The sequence below is a fragment of the Massilia sp. HP4 genome (assembly GCF_005222695.1).
Lineage (GTDB): Bacteria > Pseudomonadota > Gammaproteobacteria > Burkholderiales > Burkholderiaceae_D > Telluria.
Window position 1 is genome coordinate 1 of record NZ_STGG01000010.1, and the last position, 17,354, is coordinate 17,354.

Here is a 17,354-nt window from a genome sequence, read left to right on the forward strand (position 1 = left end):
TGATACCTGGCGGAGACGGTGGGATTCGAACCCACGATACGGGTATAAGCCATATGCATCCTTAGCAGGGATGTGCCTTCGGCCACTCGGCCACGTCTCCAATCAGAACCAACCGGTTTCGGTCAGCGCTGAGTGCAAGCATCTTAAGGGCTGGACCTCATTGCGTCAAGAACGCACGCCCAAAAATTTTGAAATTTGTTAACCTTGCTCGAGGTTAAAAGCCTTGTGCAGCGCACGGACGGCCAGCTCCATGTATTTCTCGTCGATCAGCACCGAGATCTTGATCTCCGAGGTCGAGATCATCTGGATGTTGATGCCCTCTTCCGACAAGGTGCGGAACATCTGCGATGCGACGCCGACGTGGCTGCGCATGCCCACGCCCACGGCCGACACCTTCGACACCTTGGCGTCGCCCAGCACCCGGGCTGCGCCCAGCGCTTGCTGCTGGCTCTCGAGCACGCCCATCGCGCGCACGTAGTCATTGCGCGGTACGGTGAAGGTGAAATCGGTCTTGCCGTCCACCGACTGGTTCTGGATGATCATGTCGACTTCGATGTTCGCCTCGGCGATCGGGCCCAGGATGTGATAGGCCACGCCTGGCTTGTCCGGCACGCCCAGGACGGTGATCTTGGCTTCATCGCGATTGAACGCGATGCCGGAGATGACGGCTTGTTCCATATTGCTTTCTTCCTCAAACGAAATCAGGGTGCCGGACTGGGCTTCTTCTTCCAGCGGCATCAGGGGATCGGTCAGCGACGACAGCACGCGCGTCGGCACCTGGTAGTTACCGGCGAACTCGACCGAGCGAGTCTGCAGCACTTTCGAGCCCAGCGAGGCCAGTTCGAGCATTTCCTCGAACGTGATCTTCGACAGGCGGCGCGCTTCGTCCACCACGCGCGGGTCGGTCGTGTAGACGCCGTCGACATCAGTGTAGATCAGGCATTCGTCGGCCTTCAGCGCGGCCGCAATCGCCACCGCGGAAGTATCCGAGCCACCACGGCCCAGGGTCGAGATATTGCCTTCTTCGTCCACGCCCTGGAAGCCGGTGATGATGACGATCTTGCCGGCCGCGACGTCACGCAGCACGCGGCTGTCGTCGATCGACTGGATGCGCGCCTTGGTGAACGAGGAATCGGTGCGGATGCCCGCCTGCCAGCCGGTGTACGACACCGCATCCTTGCCGATGGCCAGCAGTGCCATGGCCAGCAGGCCAACCGACACCTGCTCGCCGGTCGAGGCGATCATGTCCAGTTCACGCGGGTCCGGTTGCGGCATGATTTCCTTGGCCAGACCAATCAGGCGATTGGTCTCGCCCGACATCGCGGACGGGACCACGACGATTTGGTGACCTGCGTCATGCCACTTGGCCACCCGGGCCGCGACATTCTTGATACGGTCCGTCGAGCCCATCGACGTTCCGCCATATTTGTGGACAATTAAAGCCATATCAGGAAGGGTTCCAGCTTGTGTAAAGATCAAAGGGGACCCTTACAATAGCATGCTGCAACGCCGCATCACAAGGCTCGAAGAACGAAAAAGCTATATGGAAACAAAATAACTTAATGCGTTTTTGGAATACACTTGCCTATACAATTTAGCTTGAAACCGCTTCCCAACGCAGCCCAATGAGCGCCCCGCCGGTCGCTGACCAGTGCCGGCAATCCATGCCAATGCCCGCTGCAAACAGCAGGTCTAGGTTGCGGCTGACCGTCGGGAGCCGCTCGCGCTCCCAGGCCGGCACGCCCAGCGCCTGGTAGTGCGCCTTCAGGCTGCGCGACGGCCGATTGCTGGCCGGTTTCAGGCGCTCGCCGCCCTTGCGGAAATCGATCGTCAGGGTCTGCGCACGCAGCCAGGCAGCATCGAAGCCCTGTTCGGCCGGTTCGAAGTACAGCACACCGCCATAATCCGGGAAGGCGATCGACGCCTCGCCCTGCCATCGGAAGGATTGCCCCTCCTTGTCGAGCACGCCGATATCGTCCGGGTCGCGCATGCCGGCCAGGTCCGGCAGATGCGGCGTCAGGAGCAGCTTGCCGCGATGGCGACGGATGAGGCAGCCCGGATGGTTCACCTTCAGCTGCGCATCCTCGCGCGCCGAAAACAGCTGCGCCACCATCTCGTTCAGCCACGCGGTCGACGGCATGGCCAGGCCGCGCACGGTAAACAGATGGCGCATGAAGTTGTTCACGCGGTCCGCGCTCAGGCCGGCCAGGTAGGCCAGCTCGATCGCGTCGCCCTCCTGGCAGGCCGCCAGGTCCTGGGCCGCGAGTTCATCCAGCAGGCGCTGGGCCGAGGCCACATGCGCCGCGCCGCGCGCCAGGCGCGCCTGGAAGCCGGGGAAATTGGCCGCCAGCGCAGGCATCACCTGGTGGCGCAGCGCATTGCGGGTATGACGCGGATCCTGGTTCGATTCATCCTCGACCCAGATCAATCCGTGCTCGGCTGCATACGTTTCCAGCGCCGCGCGCGACTGCGCCAGCAGCGGTCGCGCCATCGCCAGTCCGGCGCTGCCCAGCAGGCCTCGCGCGCGATTGTCCGCATCCATGCCCGCCAGGCCGGCGGGACCGGAACCGCGCAGCAATTGCAGCAGCACGGTTTCGGCCTGGTCGTCGAGGTGATGGGCGGTCAGGAGCAAGTCGGCGCCATGCGCGCGGCACATCTCGCCCAGCGCCGCATAGCGCAGCTTGCGCGCCGCGGCCTCGATGCCGGAGCCGTCGTTCGGGATCGTCACGCGCCGATGGTCGACACCGATCCCGAGGGCAGCAGCGCTGCGCTCGCAATGCGCCAGCCAGGCGTCGGCGTTCGGGCTCAAGCCATGATGGACGTGGAAAGCGTGCAGCGCGATGCCCGCTCGCCGGCACCAGTCGTGCGCAAGCCGCAGCAAGACCATCGAATCGAGGCCGCCGCTACAGGCAACTGCTATGGATAGTGGAGAGTATTTTGCGCGCAGGCCGGACATGGCCTGCGCAAACGATGCCGGGACCAGCCCGGCCGGGTCGGCCCCGCGTGTGGAACGGCTCAGAGGATTACTCCTCGCGCGGCAAGGTTTCCTTGAACTTGCCATAGCTCATCAGCTTCGCGTGACGGGCGTCGAGCAAGTCCTTGGTTTTCACGCCCTGGAACTGGCGCAGCGTGTCGGCCAGTGCGCGCTTGAGCAGTTGCGCCATCTGGGCCGGATCGCGGTGCGCGCCGCCCAGCGGCTCGTTGACGATCTTGTCGACCAGGCCCATCGCCTTCAGACGGTGCGCGGTCAGGCCCAGGGCCTCGGCCGCTTCGCTGGCACGCTCCGACGTCTTCCACAGGATCGAGGCGCAGCCTTCCGGCGAGATCACCGAATAGGTCGAGTATTGCAGCATCAGCACGGCGTCGCCCACGGCAATCGCCAGCGCGCCGCCCGAACCGCCCTCACCGATGATGGTGGCGATCAGCGGCACTTTCAGTTCGGCCATGACGAACAGGTTGTGGCCGATGGCTTCCGACTGGCCGCGCTCTTCGGCGTCGATGCCGGGGAACGCGCCGGGTGTGTCGACGAACGTAAAGATCGGCAGGCCGAACTTCTCGGCCACCTTCATCAGGCGCATCGCCTTGCGATAGCCTTCGGGCTTGGGCATGCCGAAGTTGCGCATCGCGCGTTCCTTGGTGTCGCGACCCTTCTGGTGGCCGATCACCATGCAGGGCTGGCCGTTGAAACGGGCCAGGCCGCCGATGATCGACTGGTCGTCGGCAAAGGTGCGGTCGCCGTGCAGTTCATGGAAATCGGTGAAGATCGCGTTCACATAGTCCATCGTGTAGGGACGCTGCGGGTGGCGCGCGATCTGCGACACTTGCCACGGAGTCAATTTGGCATAGATGTCCTTGGTGAGCTGCTGGCTCTTCTTGTCCAGACGGTCGATCTCTTCGGAGATGTCGACGGCGGAATCGTCTTGCACGAAACGCAGCTCTTCAATCTTGGAATCGAGCTCGGCAATTGGCTGCTCAAAATTGAGGAAAGTTGTTTTAGTCATTGTAACTCCGGGGTAATGTCGTGGCCGCGCTCCGTTATGCGCGGCGGATCAGGGCGCTATTCTACCGTAAGCCGGAACGCCTGAATTGCTCACTTATTTTGCTCAGTTACTGGGCTGCACTGCCGGCAATACCGGGTCCAGGCTGCGCCACAAATACCATGTAGCAACCGTGCGCCAGGGTTCCCAGTTGGCCGAAACCTCGCGCGCATCGCTGCGCGAGACCGGTTCGCCCGAGAAATAGTTTTGGCTGATGCCCTGGATCAGGCCGGCATCGTCCAGTGGCAGGACGTTCGGCCGCAGCAGATTAAATATCAAAAACATCTCGGCTGTCCAGCGCGTGATGCCGCGGATCTGGACCAGCTCGGCGATGACGGCTTCGTCATCCATTTCCGACCACAGGTCGGCATGCACCCGCTTGGCCTTGAAATGGTCGGCCAGGTCGAGGATGTATTCGGTCTTGCGCTTGGACAGGCCGCAGCCCGACAGTTGGACGGCGCCCAGCTTGATCACCTGGCTCGGCGCCAGCTTCGGGCAGACGGCAAGGAGTTTGCCCCAGGCCAGGTCGGCCGCCTTCGGCGTTACCTGCTGGCCGACGATCGAACGCGCCAGGGTAGTGAACGGATCGGGCTGGCCGCGCAGGTGCAGGTCGCCAAACTGGGGGATCAGCTTGTTCATGATGCGGTCGCGCTGCATCAGCTCGCGCTTGGCCTCGGCCCAGTAGATCGGCACCGCCAGCGCGTCTTGTGGCGCCGTCGATTGCACGTCGGCGCCTGCGGCGACGCCGCCGGCCTTGTCCTTGTTCGCTGCCATTATGCGCGGCGCCAGGTCGTTCCGTCGGCCTTGTCTTCGAGGACGATGCCGGCAGCCGTCAGTTCCTTGCGGATCGCGTCGGCCTGGGCGAAGTCGCGTGCGGCCTTGGCGGCCGCGCGGCGCGCGATCGCACCCTCGATCGCCGCTTCATCCAGACCGCTGCTGCCCGGCGCGCCGGCCTGCAGGAAGGCTTGCGGCGAACGCTCGAGCAGGCCCAGCACGGCGGCCAGCGCCTTCAGCTGACGCGCCACCTCGACCGACTTGCTGCGGTTGACTTCGCTCACCAGGTCGAACAATTCGGCCACCGCCAGCGGGGTATTGAAATCGTCGTCCATCGCTTCGCGAAAACGCCTGGCGTGCGGCTCGTCCCAATTGACGGTCGGTTCGCCTGCACCGAGGTCGATGTCGTTCAACGCCGTGTACAGGCGCGTGAGCGCGCCCTTGGCGTCGTCGATGTGGACGTCGGAGTAGTTCAGCGGGCTGCGGTAATGTGCGCGCAGGATGAAGAAGCGCACCACTTCGGCGTCGAACTTTTCAAGCACTTCGCGGATGGTGAAGAAGTTGCCCAGCGATTTGGACATCTTCTCGTTATCCACGCGCACGAAGCCGTTGTGGATCCAGTAGTTGACCATCGGGCCGCCGAAGACGCCTTCGGATTGCGCGATCTCGTTCTCGTGGTGCGGGAACTGCAGGTCGGCGCCGCCGCCGTGGATGTCGAAGTGTTCGCCGAGCGTCGCGCACGACATCGCCGAGCACTCGATGTGCCAGCCCGGACGGCCGCGGCCCCACTGCGAATCCCATTTGGCTTCAAGCGGCTCGGATTCCTTGGCGGCCTTCCAGAGCACGAAGTCGAGCGGATCGCGCTTGCCCGTATTGACGTCGACGCGCTCGCCGGCGCGCAAGTCGTCCAGGGACTTGCCCGACAGCTTGCCGTAGCCTTCGAAGCCCCGCACGGCGTAGTTGACGTCGCCTTCGTCGGTCTTGTAGGCCAGGCCTTTCTGCTCGAGCTTCTCGATGATCGAGAGCATCTGCGGCACGTATTCGGTGGCGCGCGGCACCACGGTCGGCGGCAGGATGCCGAGCGCGGCCGTGTCTTCGTCCATGTATTTCTCGAAGCGCGAGGTCAGCGCGCCGATCGTTTCGCCATTCTCGACCGCACGCTTGATGATCTTGTCGTCGATATCGGTGATGTTGCGCACATAGTTGACGTCATAGCCGGACGCCATCAGCCAGCGGTACACGACGTCGAAAGCCATCATCATCCGCGCGTGGCCGACGTGGCAGTAATCGTAGATGGTCATGCCGCACACATACATGCCGACCTTGCCGCTGACCTTGGGAACGAATACCTGCTTGTCACGCGCGAGCGTGTTGTAAATCTTGAGTTGGCTCATTAAATTCCGTTTCGGAAGAAGAACACAGGCGAAGCGGAGACCGCAATACCCATCCCGGCGCAGCAAGCGGCGCGCGCCTTGGACGGGTGCGGCGTCGGGTTCGCCTGGTTCCTCGGTGTTGTTCTTATTTGATAGAATGTGACGTTGCTTCGCGAACGCCTGTTTGTAAAGTATAGCATTGATAAAATCCCGGCTGGCCGCATACGGTCCAGCTTTATTTTTCGGGAAAACCCTTGACAGCGCCTTGCGCGAGGTCCACCAGAGGAAGCCAGATGTCTTCATTGAACACCCGTCGTTCCCTGCTCGCCCGCATGACGGGCGCCACCGCCGCGCTGGCCTGCGGCCTGCTGTTCTCCGGCGCCGCGCCGGCCCAGGAGACTGCCGAGCCGGCAGCGGAACCGCAAGCTGCCGAAGCCCCGGCCATGGTCGGCCCGCAGTATGCGATCAAGACCACGATGGGCACCATCGTCGTCCAGCTCGACCAGGAAAACGCACCGAAAACGGTCGCCAACTTCGCCGCCTACGTCAAGTCGGGCTTCTACAATGGCACGATCTTCCACCGCGTGATCGACGGCTTCATGATCCAGGCCGGCGGCATGAACGAGAAGTTCGAAGGCAGGAAAACGCTCAAACCAGTCAAGAACGAGTCGAACAACGGCCTGTCGAACAAGCCCTACAGCATCGCCATGGCGCGCGAGGACAATCCCGACAGCGCCACCTCGCAATGGTTCATCAACGTTGCCGACAATTCGGGCATCGACCATCCCTTCGTGAAGGGCTCGGGCTATACCGTGTTCGGCAAGGTCGTGAAGGGCCAGGAAGTGGTCGACAAGATCAAGGGCGTGGTCGTGGACGATGTGCGCGGCATGCAGAACGTGCCGGTCGTGCCGATCAAGATCACGTCGGTCACCCAGCTCAAGGGCGACAAGCTAGTAAAATAATGTTTTTGCCGTAGTTGCAGTCGCATTTGTCATACCACGCAACCACAACAACCTTTAGAACAGGACACACCATGACGACTATCCTCATCACCACCAACCAGGGCAATATCACCGCCGAGCTGGACGCAGAAAAAGCACCGAAGACCGTTGCCAACTTCCTGGACTATGTCAACCAGGGCCACTTCGCCAACACCATCTTCCACCGCGTGATCAAGGACTTCATGATCCAGGGCGGCGGTTTCGAGCCAGGCATGAAACAAAAGCCGGCCGACACCACCGTGGAAAACGAAGCCAAGAACGGCCTCAAGAACGACAAGTACACGCTGGCCATGGCCCGCACCTCGGCGCCGCACTCGGCATCGGCCCAGTTCTTCATCAACACCAAGAACAACGCCTTCCTCGACTACCCGGGCCAGGACGGCTGGGGCTACGCCGTGTTCGGCAAAGTGACCGAAGGCCAGGATATCGTCGACGCGATCAACGGCGTCAAGACCAGCCGCAGCGGCATGCACTCGGACGTGCCGGTCGACGCCGTCATCATCGAAAAGATCGAAGTGCTGTAATGCGCGGCGCGCACCAGCTCAAGTCGTTCCAATGACGCTGCCTGCGCGCCCGCTCGCGCTGTTCATCTCCGACCTGCACCTGCAGGTCTCGCACCCGCGCACCGTCCAGGCCTTTCTCTCCTTCCTGACGGAGCGCGCGATGCAGGCCGAGCGGCTCTACCTGCTCGGCGACATCTTCGAATACTGGGCCGGCGACGACGACCTCGCCGACCCGTTCAACGCCCATATCGCCGCCGCCATCCGCGCGGTCAGCGATGCCGGCACGGCCGTCTTCTGGATGGCCGGCAATCGCGATTTCCTGGTCGGCGAGGCCTTCGCGCACGCCGCCGGCCTGCAGCTGCTCGATGAGCCGCATGTGATCGAGGCCGGCGCGCGCCGCGTGGCCCTGGTCCACGGCGACGCCCAGTGCACGCTCGACACCAGCTACATGGCGTTTCGCGCCCAGGTGCGCCAGCCCGCCTGGCAAGCCCAGTTTCTCGGCATGCCGCTGGCCCAGCGCAAGGCCATCATCGCCGGCCTGCGCGAAGGTTCGCGCGAGGCGCATACCGAAAAGTCCTGCGAGATCATGGACGTCACGCCAGAGGCGATCGACGCCGTGTTCGCCGCGACCGGGGCCGACGTCATCGTCCATGGCCATACCCATCGCCCGGCCGTGCACGAGCATGATCACGAGCACAATTCACGGCTACGCTACGTGCTGCCCGATTGGGAACTCGATGCCGAGCCGGCACGCGGCGGCTGGATCGCCCTCCACGCCGATGGCGGCATCGTGCGCCACGGCCTGGACAGCTCTCCCCTGTAAGTTGGCGGCCTGAGCCGCCAGCCCTGCATTATTTACGGATATGCATGTTTACATGTGCGTCAATAGTGTTATAGTTAAGTACAACACCACCGCAATACATCACCAAGGAGGCAGGTATGCACCGTGTTCTGCACCGCACCGGCAGGGAGGCCGACCATGACCGCCGGCTGGAACGATAACGCCCCGATCTACCGCCAGCTCAAGGAGCGGGTGGTCGGCATGATGCTCGACGGCGTATTGAAAGCCGGCGACGCCCTGCCCTCGGTGCGCTCGATCGCTGCCGAGTATCAACTCAATCCGATCACCGTTTCAAAGGCGTATCAGGAACTGGTCGACGACAATCTCGTGGAAAAGCGAAGGGGAATCGGCATGTATGTCACCGAGGGAGCAAGCGAAAAACTGCTGGCGAGCGAACGCGAGCGCTTCATCCGCGAAGAGTGGCCGGCCATGGTCGAGCGCATCCGCCGCCTGGGCCTGGATGTCGAGCAACTGCTGCGCAGCGCAAATGGAGGTGCGGCATGAATTCGCCCCGCAACGAGGTCCAGGGCACAGTCCTGTCGGCACGCGGCTTGAGCAAGCGCTACGGCAAGCAAGTGGCCGTTGACGGCATCGATTTCGAGATCCCGGCCGGCCGCATCGTCGGCCTGATCGGCCCCAACGGCTCGGGCAAGACCACTACCTTGAAAGCCGCGCTCGGCCTGATCCCTTTCGAGGGCGAGCTGTCGGTGCTGGGCCTCGATCCGCGCACCCAGCGCGACGAGCTCATGAAGGACGTGTGCTTCATCGCCGACGTCGCCATCCTGCCGCGCTGGCTGCGGGTCAGGGATGCGGTCGACTTCGTCGCCGGCGTGCATCCGCGCTTCGACCGCAGCAAGGCCGAACGCTACATCGCCAGCACCAAGCTCAGGCCGGCCATGAAGGTCAAGGAAATGTCGAAAGGCATGGTGGTGCAGCTGCACCTGGCGCTGGTGATGGCGATCGACGCCAGGCTGCTGGTGCTGGACGAGCCGACCCTGGGCCTCGACATCCTGTATCGCAAGCAGTTCTACCAGAACCTGCTGGAAGATTATTTTGACGAGGGCAAGACCATCGTCATCACCACCCACCAGGTCGAAGAGATCGAGCACATCCTGACCGACCTGCTGTTCATCCGCGAAGGCAAGATCGCGCTGGCGGCCTCGATGGAAGAGATCGGCCAGCGCTATGTCGAGGTGATGGTGCCGAACGAAAAAGCCGCCGCCGCCCGGGCGCTGCAGCCGATCGACCAGCGCGCCGTGTTCGGCAAGTCGGTGATGCTGTTCGATACCGAGCGCGCCGGCGGCCTGTCGCGCACCCAGCTCGAGGCCCTGGGCGAAGTGCGCCACCCGAGCGTGGCCGACCTGTTCGTCGCCACCATGAAAGGGAGCTACGCATGAATACGATGAAATGGCTGATCCGGCGCGAGCTGTGGGAACACAAGGGCGCCTTCATCTGGGCGCCGCTGGCGGTGGCCGCGGCCCTGATCCTGCTGATCGGCGGCGGCTTCGTCTACGGCATGGCCAGCTCGGGCGTGATTCACCTGAACGCCGGTGAAGGCGCGACGATGACGATCACCGGCCTGCCGCCCGATGTGTATGCCAAGATCGCGGCCGTCGCGGCCTCGAGCTACCTGGCGATCACGGCGCCGCTGTTCCTGGTGCTGCCGGTGGTCGTGTTCTTCTACTGCCTGGCCGCGCTGCACGACGACCGGCGCGACCGCAGCATCCTGTTCTGGAAGTCGCTCCCGCTGTCCGACCGCGACACCGTGCTGTCGAAGGCCGCGACCGCGCTGGTGGTGGCGCCGGTGGTGACGGTGGCGATCGGCATCGCGGCGGCGCTGGCGCTGCTGCTGCTCGGCCTGGTCGGCGGCGCCATCCGCGGCGTGAACCTGATCGCCCCAGTGCTGGCCAATGTCAATTTCTACCTGTCGCCGCTCTACCTGCTGAGCTTTTTGCCGCTGTACATCGTATGGGCGCTGCCGACCGTCGGCTGGCTGCTGCTGGTGTCGAGCTGGGCGCGCTCGAAGGTCTTCCTGTGGGCGGTCGGCGTGCCGCTGGTGACCCTGGCCCTGCTGGCCTGGTTCGACTTCCTGATGGCCCGCTTCGCCGGCGTGTCGATGAACGTCAAATGGTTCGGCGAGGAAGTGGTGGCGCGGGTGCTGCTGGGCGTGATGCCGGGCGTGTGGTTCGGCGACTCGAACGGCGCGGCCCTGATCGACCAGAGCGCCGGCCTCGACGCCCCCATGCTGCTGGCCCTGTCCTACGGCACCCTGGCCACGCCCGGCGTGTGGATCGCGGCGGCCGCCGGCTGCGCCATGATCTATGGCGCGATCCGGCTGCGCCGCTGGCGCGACGAGGGCTGAGCACCGTGCGCTCCCTGCCCTGCATCGCGTTCACGGTCCTGCTGGGCGCCGGCGCACCTGCCGCCGCCCAGGACAGCCAACCCGACAGTCCCGAGGAAATCAAGGTCAATGCGATGCGCGATCCAGAGGTGCGCAAGTACGAGGCGATCGTCGCCGGCCTCGATGCCTTCGACGAGTATCACCGGATGGCCCCGAAGGTACCGGTGCTGCAGTTCCGGGTCGAGCCACGGAGTAGCGCGCAAAAACCGGTGCTGCCCGCGGCGCGCCTTGGCGGCGATGACGGCTTCAGCCTGGCGCTGGCGGTCGACACGGATGGCATGTTCATCGTGCCGCGCAGCCAGGCCGCGCTCGACGCCAACAGCGAACTGGTGCTGAACCAGAAACGGCGCCAGTACCGGGTAACGCCGGTGGTGCGCTCGCCTGGCTTGCCCGGGAACGTGCGGCGGCTCGGCGACCTGCGCCTGGAGTGTCGGGTGCAGGTCGCGATCATCAAGGAAGAGATTCCGCTGTGGGTGGTGCTGGCCGCGAATACCTTGCTGCGCACGCGCGACTGGTGCGGCTTTACCTTCGAGGGCAAGTCGGGCTTCACGTTCAAGCACACGCAGACGCTGCATGCCGCGGTGCTGGTGGATGGCAATCGCAGCGCCCTGCTCGAGACCGAAGGCAAGGGTTTCCGCGTTCCACTGGGCGACACCAGCTGGAGCGACGATACCCTGGTCGAACTCGAGGGTGAACCCACGCCTACTGGAACTGCTGGCGAAACGCCTCGAACTGCCCCTTGAGTTCATCCATTTCGCCGCGCAGCGAGGCGACTTCTTCTTCGAGTTGGGCGATGCGGCCGCCTTGGGTCAGGCCGCTCGCGCTGCTCGAGGTCTGCTCGCTGCCGGCCACGATGGTGATCTCGCCGCCCAGCAACTGGCCGTAGCGCGATTCCTTGGTACCGGGCGCGCGCTCGAGCTTGACCACCAGCGGCGGGTATTTATCGATCAGGAACTGCAGCGCCGTCTCGACGTCCTGCACGCTCTTGAACTCGTGCAGGCGGCCGCTGCGGGTGCGGATCTCGCCCGCGGTCTGCAGGCCGCGCAGCATCAGGATGGTGAGCACGGCCAGCTTGTCCTGTTCCAGCGTCCACTTGATGCGCATCCGGTGCTCGTACTTGACCACGCGCGCGCCGGCCTGCGAAATGGCGTTGACCAGCTTGCGCTCGGTGAGGCGCTGCAGGGTGTCGAGGACGATGTCGTCGGACAGCTGCATCACCGGATCGCGGCTCGACAGCTGGTTGCAGCCGTTCACGATCGCGTTCAGCGACATCGGATAGTTATCGGGCGTCAGCCCTTCTTTTTCTGCCAGCACGGCCAGCACGCGCAGCTCGACGGGATCCAGCACGGCTGCAGCGTCGTTGCTGCCGGCAGTGCTGCTTGCCATTTCGTTTGTCATCCGTTTCCTTAATCTACCAACCGGTTCAGTTGTTCCGAGTCGAGTTTATCACCCTCCTCCACCCGCGGGCAGCACAGGCCGGCGGCGCGCATGGTGTCGGTGAGGCGTTCGATCTGCTCGTCCTGGCGCGCGGCGTGGTCGATCAGGCCGCGCAGGGCTTTCGACAACGGGTCGTCGCCGTTGGGCGTGACGCCATAGGCGGCGAACATGCGCGCGCTGCGCGACTGGTCTTCTTTCTGGATGATGTGGGCGGGATTGCCGACCGCGGTGGCGCCGGCCGGTACCGGCTTGACCACCACCGCGTTGGAGCCGATCTTGGCGTACTCGCCGACCGTGAAGGCGCCCAGCACCTGCGCGCCGGCGCCGACGATCACGCCGCGCTCGAGCGTCGGATGGCGCTTGGCGCCGGCCACCAGCGTGGTGCCGCCCAGGGTCACGCCCTGGTAGATGGTGCAGTCGTCGCCGATCACGGCGGTCTCGCCGATCACCACGCCGAAGCCGTGGTCGATGAAGACCCTGCGGCCGATCCTGGCGCCGGGATGGATCTCGATGCCGGTGAGGATGCGCGCCAGGTGCGAGATGAAGCGGCCGAGCCATTTGAGGCCCAGGTTCCAGGAGCCGTGGGCCCAGCGGTGGGCGACGATCGCGTGCAGGCCCGGGTAGCAGGTCAGCACCTCCCAGCCGTTGCGGGCGGCGGGATCGCGCTCGATGATGTTGCGAATGTCTTCGCGCAGTCGTGAGAAAAACATGGTGAAACTCGGGAGGGAACGGCTCTCATGGTAGCCGATCCGGGGATGGAATGCTGGTCGGGATGTTATTGCAAAGAAAAAACGGCCTGGACGCGATGCCAGGCCGTTGCGTTTTGCTACCTGCCAGTGCTACGACGATCAGCCTTCGCGCGCGATGCGCTGGCGGCGCGCCTCATACAGGCACACGCCCGAGGCGACCGACACGTTCAGGCTCTCGACCGAGCCGAACATCGGGATGTTGACCAGCACGTCGCAGGTTTCGCGCGTCAGGCGGCGCATGCCCTCGCCTTCAGAGCCCATGACCAGGGCGGCCGGGCCGGTGAAGTCGGCCTGGTACAGGCCGCGCTCGGCGTCGTCCGAGGTGCCGATCAGCAAGATGTCGCGTTCCTTCAGCTCGCGCATGGTGCGCGCCAGGTTGGTCACGGTAATGTAGGGCACCGTCTCGGCGGCGCCGCTGGCGACCTTGGCGGCGGTGGCGTTCAGGCCGACCGCACGGTCCTTCGGCACGATCACCGCGTGTGCGCCGACGCCGTCGGCCACCCGCAGGCAGGCGCCCAGGTTGTGCGGATCGGTGATGCCGTCCAGGATCAGGAGCAGCGGCGGACCCTCGATCGCATCGAGCAGCTCGTCCAGGTTGCGCGCCAGCGCCAGCTGGCTGGCGAAGGCGATCACGCCCTGGTGGCGGCGGGTGCCGGTGATCTTGTCGAGGCGCGCGGCGTCGACCGGCATCACGCGCACGCCAGCGGCCTTCGCGTTGGCGATCAGGTCCTTCATGCGGCCGTCATTGCGCTCGGCATCGACAAAGATCTCTTCCACCGACTGCGCCTCATGACGCAGGCGCGAGGTCACGGCGTGGAAGCCGAAAATCATTTTATTTTTCATTTGCTACTTCTCAATCGCTTTCAGGTGCTTTTTTCTTGCTGGTTTTGGATGCGGTCTTGGCTACCGTCTTGGTGGCGGTCCTGGCCACGGTCTTGGCCGCGGTTTTTGCCACCGCCTTTGCCGCCTTCGGCGCAGGAGCGACGACTTCGGCGACAACTGGCTTGCTCGGGGCTGCTGCCGCTTTCCTGGCTGCTGGTTTTTTGGCAGCAGGCTTCTTGGCGGCGACAGCCTTGACTGGCGCGGCGACCACCGGCTCAGGCACTGGCTCGGCCTCGACCGCGGTCTTGGCTGGCGCCTTGCGTGCCTTCGGCTTGGCGGCAACCGGTGCTGGTTCTGGCACTGGTGCTGCTTCGACGACAGGCTTGGCGACGGCCTTGGCTACGCGTGGCTTGCGTGCCGCCGGTGCAACCGATTCAGGCTGTCGCTCGACCACGGGGGCCGGACTTGGCGCAGGGGTTGGCGCAGGGGTTGGCGCTGGGGTTGGCGCCGGGGTTGGGACCGGGGTTGGGGCCAGCGCCGGTGCTGGCGCTTCCGCCGCCGCATTCGCGCGCTCTTCCGCCCTCGCCTTGGCCCGGGCCTTGCGCGATTTCGGCGGCTTGTTCGGTACTTCCATCGCGTCCTGCGCTACCTGGCGTGCACGCTCGAGCGGGGTCGGCACGTCGACCACGGCAGGCACGTCGCGCTTCGGTCCACGCGAACGGCCGCCGCGCGATTTCTTGCCGCCGCCATTGCCGCGGCCTTCGTTGCGGCCTTCGTTGCGGCCTTCGTTACGGCCTTCATTGCGAGTTTCGTTACGGCCCTGCTTGTTGCGGCCCGAGCCTTCTCCGCCTTCGGCGGCAACCGGCGCCGACGCCAGCGTCAGGTCGATCTTGCGCGACTCGAGGTCGACCCGCGCCACCCTGACGGTGACACGGTCGGTCAGCTGGTAACGCTGGCCGGTGCGCTCGCCGCGCAGTTCATGGCGCGCTTCGTCGTACTGGAAGTAATCGGCGCCCAGTTCGGTGATGTGCACCAGGCCCTCGACGAACAACTCGTCGAGCTGGACGAAGATGCCGAAGGTGGTCACGCCGGCCACGGTGCCGGTGAACTCTTCGCCGATCTTGTCCTGCATGAAGAAGCACTTGAGCCAGTTCTCGACGTCGCGCGAGGCTTCGTCGGCGCGGCGCTCGTTGGCCGAGCAGTGCACGCCGAGCGCGTCCCAGATCGTCAGGTCCTTCTCGCTCTTGGGCGCCTTGCCGTCCGCCTTGTCCTTGGCGGCCTGCTTGCGCGCCGAATTCGATTGCGTCGAATTGAGCTTGCCCAGCTCGATGCCCTTCGGCTCGTAGCGCTTGCCCAGCAGGATCGCCTTGATCGCGCGGTGGGTCAGCAAGTCGGGATAGCGGCGGATCGGGCTGGTGAAGTGGGCATAGGCCTCGTAGGCCAGGCCGAAGTGGCCGACGTTGTCAGGGCTGTAGACCGCCTGCTGCATCGAGCGCAGCAGCATGGTCTGCAGCAGCGTCGCGTCGGGACGCTCGCGGATCTGCTGCATCACCGCGGCATAGTCGCGCGCTGTCGGCTTGTTGCCGCCGCCCAGGTTCAACCCCACCTGCTTCAAGAAGGTGCGCAGCTGGTTCAGCTTTTCCTCGGTCGGCACCGCGTGTACGCGGAAGGTGCCCGGGTGCTTGTGGCGCAGCAGGAAATCGGCCGCGCAAACGTTAGCGGCCAGCATGCACTCTTCGATCAGGCGGTGCGCGTCGTTGCGGGTACGCGGGATGATCTTCTCGATCTTGCCCAGCGGATTGCAAACGATATAAGTTTCGGTGGTCTCGAAATCGATCGCGCCGCGTTCCTGGCGCGCCTTGAGCAGGGCGCGGAAGGCGTCGTTCAGGTTCAGCAGGTGCGGCACGATGCCCGGACGCTGCGCGGCTTCTTCGCCATCGGTGTCGGCCAGGATGTCGGCGACCTGGTTATAGGTCAGGCGCGCGGCCGAGTGCATCACGGCCGGATAGAACTGGTAGGCGGTGACTTCGCCACCGGCCGTGATGACCATATCGCACACCAGCGTGCAGCGGTCGACCGCCGGGTTCAGCGAGCACAGGCCGTTGGACAGCTTCTCGGGCAGCATCGGGATCACCCGGCGCGGGAAATACACCGAGGTGCTGCGCTCGATCGCATCGGCGTCGAGGGCATCGTTCGGCTTCACGTAATGGCTGACGTCGGCGATCGCAACCAGCAGGCGGTAGCCGCGGGCGGCGCCGACCTGGACCGGCTCGCAATACACGGCGTCATCGAAGTCGCGCGCATCTTCGCCATCGATCGTCACCAGCGGCACGTCGCGCAGGTCGACGCGGTCCGCCAGGTCGGCGTTGATGACTTCGTTCGGCAGGCGCGCGGCTTGCTTGAGCGCCGGCGGCGAGAAGACGTGCGGCACACCGAACTTGCGCACGGCGATCTCGATCTCCATGCCAGGATCGTCCAGCTCGCCGAGCACTTCGACGATGCGGCCGGTCGGCTTCTGGAAGCGGCCCGGCTGCTCGATCAGTTCGACGCTGACCACCTGCCCCGCGCGCGCCTTGCCCGGCGAACCGGACACCAGCACGTCCTGCGCAATGCGCTGGTCTTCGGGCGAGACGATCCACACGCCGCCTTCGTTCAGCAGGCGGCCGATGATATGGCTATTGGCGCGTTCGACGACTTCGACGATCGAGCCTTCGGGACGGCCGCGACGGTCGGTGCCGGTCACGCGCGCCATCACGCGGTCGCCGTGCAGCACTTTCTGCATCTCGCGGTCGGACAGGAACAGGTCGGGACCTGGCTGGTCCGGAATCACGAATCCAAATCCGTCCCGGTGCGCAGCGACCTTGCCCGCGACAAAGGCGGAATGGTCGGCGAGCAGATAGGTGCCGCTGCGGTCGGAGCGGATCTGGCCGTCGCGCTCCATCGCGTTCAGGCGGCGGCCCAGGACTTCCTGGGCAGCGGGCTTGACCTTCAGGGCACGTGCCACGCCGGCCGCATCGAGCGGTGCAGTAGCGTCACGGAAGACTGCGAGGATTTCCTCGCGGCTTGGAATGGTATGAGTAGGTTGCTTCAAATCGGTTCTTTTTTCTCTTGGCCAGTAATAGCGCCGCTCATGAATGGATAGGCGGCAGCGTGCTTGATTGACACCTTGACAGGCGTAGTGTAACGGAGGTCCATCCGATTCGCCTAACGTGGCGTGCTACCGGACATCGCTGGAAACTTGTGGTCCACCTCGATACGAACTTCATCGTGGGTCTTTGACTATTGAAAATGATCCGCTATAATCTCGCTCTCTTCAGCAACGGCGGCAACGACGAAGCCAAGAAAAGGCAGTAAATAGCAGGGTGTTTTGCGTGACGATCAGGAAATGTTGATCTAGCGGAAAATGACAAAGCCTG

16 protein-coding genes and 1 tRNA gene are annotated in these 17,354 nt (G+C 64.4%); 7 read left to right on the forward strand and 10 right to left on the reverse strand.

The window, feature by feature from the left end; translation table 11 throughout:
* Positions 1 to 7 precede the first annotated feature (7 nt).
* The 6 genes from E8M83_RS02640 to cysS form a co-directional block, all read right to left on the reverse strand.
* A tRNA-Ser gene (locus E8M83_RS02640) sits at positions 8 to 100 on the reverse strand.
* 98 nt (positions 101 to 198) lie between these two features.
* Positions 199 to 1,446: an aspartate kinase gene (locus tag E8M83_RS02645; RefSeq protein WP_137171849.1), complete on the reverse strand. Its 1,248-nt coding sequence runs from the start codon at positions 1,444 to 1,446 to the stop codon at positions 199 to 201.
* 148 nt (positions 1,447 to 1,594) lie between these two features.
* Positions 1,595 to 2,956, reverse strand: a complete 1,362-nt coding sequence (gene tilS / locus E8M83_RS02650) for a tRNA lysidine(34) synthetase TilS (protein ID WP_137171850.1) — start codon at positions 2,954 to 2,956, stop codon at positions 1,595 to 1,597.
* Between the two features lie 67 nt (positions 2,957 to 3,023).
* A complete protein-coding gene (locus E8M83_RS02655; protein ID WP_137171851.1) occupies positions 3,024 to 4,001 on the reverse strand; it encodes an acetyl-CoA carboxylase carboxyltransferase subunit alpha in 978 nt (325 codons plus the stop codon).
* 102 nt (positions 4,002 to 4,103) lie between these two features.
* Complete coding sequence (locus tag E8M83_RS02660) at positions 4,104 to 4,811, reverse strand: DNA-3-methyladenine glycosylase (RefSeq protein WP_229491392.1); 708 nt, start codon at positions 4,809 to 4,811, stop codon at positions 4,104 to 4,106.
* Positions 4,811 to 6,205, reverse strand: a complete 1,395-nt coding sequence (gene cysS / locus E8M83_RS02665) for a cysteine--tRNA ligase (protein WP_137171852.1) — start codon at positions 6,203 to 6,205, stop codon at positions 4,811 to 4,813. The genes E8M83_RS02660 and cysS overlap by 1 nt, the downstream gene beginning before the upstream one ends.
* A gap of 272 nt (positions 6,206 to 6,477) precedes the next feature.
* Between cysS and E8M83_RS02670 the strand changes: the two genes are divergently transcribed.
* The 7 genes from E8M83_RS02670 to E8M83_RS02700 all read left to right on the forward strand — a co-directional run bounded on the left by E8M83_RS02670 (position 6,478) and on the right by E8M83_RS02700 (position 11,673).
* A complete protein-coding gene (locus E8M83_RS02670; protein ID WP_137171853.1) occupies positions 6,478 to 7,146 on the forward strand; it encodes a peptidylprolyl isomerase in 669 nt (222 codons plus the stop codon).
* Positions 7,147 to 7,217: 71 nt separating this feature from the next.
* Complete coding sequence (locus tag E8M83_RS02675; RefSeq protein ID WP_137171854.1) at positions 7,218 to 7,709, forward strand: peptidylprolyl isomerase; 492 nt, start codon at positions 7,218 to 7,220, stop codon at positions 7,707 to 7,709.
* A gap of 31 nt (positions 7,710 to 7,740) precedes the next feature.
* Positions 7,741 to 8,511, forward strand: coding sequence for a UDP-2,3-diacylglucosamine diphosphatase (locus E8M83_RS02680; RefSeq protein ID WP_137171855.1), 771 nt, complete (start codon positions 7,741 to 7,743; stop codon positions 8,509 to 8,511).
* A gap of 156 nt (positions 8,512 to 8,667) precedes the next feature.
* On the forward strand, positions 8,668 to 9,033 hold the full coding sequence (locus E8M83_RS02685) for a GntR family transcriptional regulator (protein WP_137171856.1): 366 nt from the start codon (positions 8,668 to 8,670) through the stop codon (positions 9,031 to 9,033).
* Positions 9,030 to 9,926, forward strand: a complete 897-nt coding sequence (locus E8M83_RS02690) for an ABC transporter ATP-binding protein (RefSeq protein WP_137171857.1) — start codon at positions 9,030 to 9,032, stop codon at positions 9,924 to 9,926. The genes E8M83_RS02685 and E8M83_RS02690 overlap by 4 nt, the downstream gene beginning before the upstream one ends.
* Positions 9,923 to 10,891 (forward strand): hypothetical protein, encoded by a 969-nt coding sequence (locus E8M83_RS02695; RefSeq protein WP_137171858.1) that lies wholly within the window; start codon positions 9,923 to 9,925, stop codon positions 10,889 to 10,891. The genes E8M83_RS02690 and E8M83_RS02695 overlap by 4 nt, the downstream gene beginning before the upstream one ends.
* Before the next feature lie 5 nt (positions 10,892 to 10,896).
* Positions 10,897 to 11,673: a hypothetical protein gene (locus tag E8M83_RS02700; protein ID WP_229491393.1), complete on the forward strand. Its 777-nt coding sequence runs from the start codon at positions 10,897 to 10,899 to the stop codon at positions 11,671 to 11,673.
* Here E8M83_RS02700 and E8M83_RS02705 read toward each other — a convergent pair.
* The 4 genes from E8M83_RS02705 to rnr all read right to left on the reverse strand — a co-directional run bounded on the left by E8M83_RS02705 (position 11,633) and on the right by rnr (position 17,029).
* Positions 11,633 to 12,316 (reverse strand): YceH family protein, encoded by a 684-nt coding sequence (locus E8M83_RS02705; protein WP_229491394.1) that lies wholly within the window; start codon positions 12,314 to 12,316, stop codon positions 11,633 to 11,635. The genes E8M83_RS02700 and E8M83_RS02705 overlap by 41 nt on opposite strands.
* A 20-nt stretch (positions 12,317 to 12,336) precedes the next feature.
* Positions 12,337 to 13,077, reverse strand: a complete 741-nt coding sequence (cysE, locus tag E8M83_RS02710) for a serine O-acetyltransferase (protein WP_137171860.1) — start codon at positions 13,075 to 13,077, stop codon at positions 12,337 to 12,339.
* A 138-nt stretch (positions 13,078 to 13,215) separates the two neighbouring features.
* Positions 13,216 to 13,959 (reverse strand): 23S rRNA (guanosine(2251)-2'-O)-methyltransferase RlmB, encoded by a 744-nt coding sequence (rlmB, locus tag E8M83_RS02715; RefSeq protein ID WP_137171861.1) that lies wholly within the window; start codon positions 13,957 to 13,959, stop codon positions 13,216 to 13,218.
* A 10-nt stretch (positions 13,960 to 13,969) separates the two neighbouring features.
* A complete protein-coding gene (gene rnr, locus E8M83_RS02720) occupies positions 13,970 to 17,029 on the reverse strand; it encodes a ribonuclease R (RefSeq protein ID WP_137171862.1) in 3,060 nt (1,019 codons plus the stop codon).
* Positions 17,030 to 17,354: the final 325 nt, after the last annotated feature.